Source organism: Halobacteriovorax sp. XZX-3 (genome assembly GCF_043196495.1).
Taxonomy (GTDB): domain Bacteria; phylum Bdellovibrionota; class Bacteriovoracia; order Bacteriovoracales; family Bacteriovoracaceae; genus Halobacteriovorax_A.
The window spans coordinates 1-4,309 of the sequence record NZ_JBEBMO010000006.1 but is presented as its reverse complement, the minus strand read 5'-3'; the positions used below and the strand labels follow the sequence as shown (position 1 = coordinate 4,309).

Here is a 4,309-nt window from a genome sequence, read left to right as displayed (position 1 = left end):
AATGCGCGAGCACAGAAGGACCGCGAGGATAAGGAGTTGATGGATTACATCGACGCGACTGATACCCGCAAGACTTCAAACTCGAAGCTACCATTCAAGAACAGCACAACCATCAATAAGCTGGCTCACCTTCACTTGATGATTACCACCAGCTACATGGAACACCTGTTGCCAAACCGCAACTGGGTGGACTTTGTCGGCTTCGACAATGACTCAGTGAATGCTGAGAAACGCGAGATTGCCCGTGCCTATGTACGAGGTAAGGTAGAAGCATCCAACCTTGAAGGCGTGATTGAACGTATGGTGGATGACTTCGCAGTGCGTGGATTCTGTGTAGCGCACACTCGTCACGTCAAGCAGATGACTGTCACGGCTGAGAACCAAGTCATCAAGAACTATTCCGGTACTGTGACTGAACGTCTAAGTCCATCGGATGTGTTCTGGGACGTGACAGCAGATAGCTTGCCGAAGGCAGCTAAGTGTATCCGCCAGCTCTACACACTGGGTAGTCTAAAGCGTGAGATTGAGGAAGGTACATTCCCATTGATGTCAATGGAGGATTTCCAAAAGCTCCGCGAAGAACGCCGCACTATCCGTGAGGCTTTGGCAGATGGTTACAATGGTCGCCGCAAGTTCGACTCCCTTCACAAGAAGGGCTATGGCTCAATGATGAACTACATCAACGAGGGCGTTGTGGAAGTGCTCACCTTCATCGGTGACTTCTACGATGAGGAGAACGACGAGCTTTGGAACAACTACGAAATCACTGTCATCGACCGCAAGATTATCGGACGTAAGCAGAGCAAGGATACATGGGACGGCAGTCAGAACTTGCACATCTCCGTGTACGAGTTCCAGAAAGATACCCTATGTCCTATCGGTCCACTGCACCGATTGACTGGTATGCAGTACAAGCTGGACAAGCGTGAGAACTTCCGTGAAGACTTGCATGACCGATTCCTCCACCCTTCATTGAAGAAGGTGGGTGACGTTCGTGAGAAGGGTATGCGTGGTGGACCAAACCATGTCTTCGAAGTTGAGGAGACAGGTGACGTTCAGTACATGACACCACCAGCAGAAGTGCTACAGCCTGACAACCAACTGTCAATCACATTGCAGTTGATGGAAGACCTATCCGGTGCACCGAAGGAATCCATCGGGCAACGTACAGCAGGTGAGAAAACTAAGTTCGAGGTGCAGCTACTGGACCAAGGACAGAACAAAGTGTTCCGACGCAAGGTCAAGAAGTTCGAGCGTGAGCTGCTAACCCCAGTGCTCAACGATTACCTAGAGCAAGGACGTAATCATCTGGATGCTAGAGACACCATCAAGACATTCAACAGTGAGCTAGGCACAGCCACGTTCTTGGACATCACAGCAGATGACTTGAACCTCAACGGTCAGATGGTTGCACAAGGTGCTACACTGTTTGCAGAGAAAGCGAACACGTTGCAGAACTTGAACGCTATCCTAGGTGGACCATTAGGTGCTGCACTAGCTCCGCACATGAGTCGCACTAAACTGTTCAACGCAGTTGAGTACCTAGGTGACTTGGATGCTTATGGTATCTTCACGTTTGGTATCGGTGTACAAGAAGACCAACAGCTAGCGCGTATGGCTCAGAAATCTACACAGCAAACAGAAGAAACCGCATTGACACAGGAGGAAGTCGGTGGACCTACTACAGATACTGGACAGTAACTGGTTTGAACTCGAAGCTGATGAAACTAAGGAAGATTACGAAAGTAACTTTCGAGCTAGCGTCAAGACTCGACGCGCTCTTAACTTGTGGATTCAGCACGAGTTGTCTAAGCTAGACAAGGAGATGTCGCTATCGCGCATCAAAGAGAAACCTGACCGAGCGGAACTAGCTCTGGTCGTTATGGCACGCAGGGAGCAGCTATTGCAAATGCAAGCCATACTTGAATTTAAAGATTAATGGAGTATTATTATGCCAAATCCGTTTGACCAAAACGATGAGCACGACAACAATGTGAACCCATACGAAGGCAAAGATTCCAAAGAAATTATGGATGAACTTGTCGGGGAGGGTAAGAAGTACAAGACTGTGGAAGATGCTGTGAAGGCTCTGGCTTATTCACAACACCACATCAGTACATTGGAGAGTGAGACAGCTAAGCTACGCGAAGCTCAAACACAAGCCAAGACCATTGATGAAGTGCTGGCAACGTTGCAGAAGAAGCAGCAACCGTCTGACGATAACAAAGGTAGTGACAATCCAGACCCAGTGTCACAAAAACCTACGGATGACCTTGATGTGGAGGCAACAGTAAAACGTTTGCTAGAACAGCACACCTCTACTGCTCAGGCAGAAGCCAACCACAAACAAGTGGTTGATGCGGTGAAAGCTAAGTTCGGCACCAAGGCGTTTGATGTTTGGGATAAGGCTGAGAAAGAACTCGGCATTAACCTCGAACAAATGGCTCAAACTTCCCCTGCCGCAACCCTCAAGTTGTTAGGCATCTCAGGCGAGTCTGCGCCAAATCAATCTGCCGCCACCTTTAAGGGCGATGCTAAACCAACCCCAACAGACCAAGGGGAGCGTCCACCAGAAGGTAGTAAACGTTTAGTCGATTATATGTTATCGAAGGGTGAGATTGACCGCAAAAAAGCGTACAACCTCAAGCTGCAATATTCAGCAGACCCTGAGAAGTACAGAGCATAAAAGGTAATGACTTATGTCTACAGGTAACAACACTAGCAACACGCAGGCGCTAATTGTTTCCGAGATTTGGGCAGACGAGATTGAAGATATTCTTCATGAGAAACTACTTGACGTTAACATCGCTCGCGTAGTTGACTTCCCAGACGGCGACAAGCTAACTATCCCATCTGTGGGTACGCCTGTTGTACGTTCTCGTCCTGAGCAGGGCGACTTCACGTTCGACAACCTAGATACTGGTGAAATCTCTATCATCCTACGTGATGAGGTTTACGCTGGTAACGCAATCTCTAAAAAGCTACGTCAAGACTCTCGTTGGATTTCTAACGTGGGTGCGATGCTTCCAGCCGAGCAAGCTCGTGCAATCATGGAACGCTATCAGACAGACTTGCTAGCTCTTGGTAATGCACAGTTCGCTGGTCAAGGCGACCCTAACGTAATCAATGGTGTTCCACACCGATTCGTTGGTACGGGTACTTCTCAGACTATGGACGTGACTGACTTCTCTCGCGTTAACTACGTGATGACTCAGTCTAAGATGCCTATGGGCGGTATGATTGGTATCATCGACCCATCTGTTGCACACCACTTAGAGACTATCACTAACATCTCTAACATCTCGAACAACCCTCGTTGGGAAGGTATCGTTGAATCTGGTATTGCACCAGACATGCAATTCGTTCGCAGTGTGTACGGCATTGACTTGTTCGTATCTAACTTGCTAGCGGATGCAAACGAAACCATCAACGCTGGTGGTGGTGCTCGTACAACTACAGCGGGTAAATGTAACATGTTCATGAACGTAAGTGACATGGGCTTGCTACCATTCGTTGTGGCTTGGAAAGAAATGCCAACCACTAAATCGTTCATCGACGATTACAACGATGACTTGAACACAGCGACTACAGCTCGTTGGGGTAACGGTCTAGTTCGTGATGAAAACCTTGTTTGTGTTCTAGCGAACGCTGACAAAGTAACGTTCTAAGGAGAACCTAGCTATGGCACGTGAATATATCGTAGCAGGCGCAACCGCAGGCGGTACTCGTCGCGCAGCAGGTCATTATGGTCGTCGCGTCGAAGAAGGTGCAAACTGTTCTGTCTACCACATTGATGGTGACAAGTTCCGTATGGTAACAACCTTCAAGTTCGACCAACTTCCAGTGGCAACACTTGACATCTTGCACCCTGCAATTCCAGCAGGTTCTCGCATTCTGTCAGCTACGTTGAAGACTAACACTACCTTCACCGCAACTACTGCCGTGTCTTTGGACATCGGTTTGCAGCAACGTGACGGTACTGAAATCGACAACGATGGTCTGTTCGCAGCGGAGGCACTACCTTCTGCTAATGACTATGACGACGGTGCAGGCTCCCTAGTGGGCGCAGGCACAGGTCTAGCAGCCGATGGCGTTGTGGTGGTAACACCAGACGTTGACGACTTGCTAACTGGTGAAGCTACTCTAACCATCGAGTATGAAACACCGGATGACCGTCAACAAACAATGAATGGCTAATACCCATTAACATTGCTTATACTAAAGGGGGCTTAATGCCCCTTTTCTTTTAGGAGCAAATACTATGACAGACCATGTAAACCTACTTGACTCTGAACTGCATGAACCAAAA

4 protein-coding genes are annotated in these 4,309 nt (G+C 48.4%); all 4 read left to right on the top strand.

Annotation, left to right across the window (positions count from 1 at the left end):
* A partial coding sequence (locus ABMA70_RS15820; RefSeq protein WP_393022340.1) for a hypothetical protein occupies positions 1-1,701 on the top strand: 1,701 nt, incomplete at its 5' end.
* 250 nt (positions 1,702-1,951) lie between these two features.
* Positions 1,952-2,686, top strand: coding sequence for a hypothetical protein (locus ABMA70_RS15815; RefSeq protein WP_393022337.1), 735 nt, complete (start codon positions 1,952-1,954; stop codon positions 2,684-2,686).
* Positions 2,687-2,699: 13 nt separating this feature from the next.
* On the top strand, positions 2,700-3,668 hold the full coding sequence (locus tag ABMA70_RS15810; protein ID WP_393022334.1) for a hypothetical protein: 969 nt from the start codon (positions 2,700-2,702) through the stop codon (positions 3,666-3,668).
* 13 nt (positions 3,669-3,681) lie between these two features.
* The gene (locus ABMA70_RS15805; RefSeq protein ID WP_392994261.1) at positions 3,682-4,197 is read left to right on the top strand and encodes a hypothetical protein; all 516 of its coding nucleotides are present in this window, start codon (positions 3,682-3,684) and stop codon (positions 4,195-4,197) included.
* Positions 4,198-4,309 lie beyond the last annotated feature (112 nt).

Excerpts from the sequence above, each read along its gene's own strand:
- ABMA70_RS15815 (WP_393022337.1), top strand. The coding sequence starts at position 1,952 with ATGCCAAATCCGTTTGACCAAAACGATGAGCACGACAACAATGTGAAC.
- ABMA70_RS15810 (WP_393022334.1), top strand. The coding sequence starts at position 2,700 with ATGTCTACAGGTAACAACACTAGCAACACGCAGGCGCTAATTGTTTCC.
- ABMA70_RS15805 (WP_392994261.1), top strand. The coding sequence starts at position 3,682 with ATGGCACGTGAATATATCGTAGCAGGCGCAACCGCAGGCGGTACTCGT.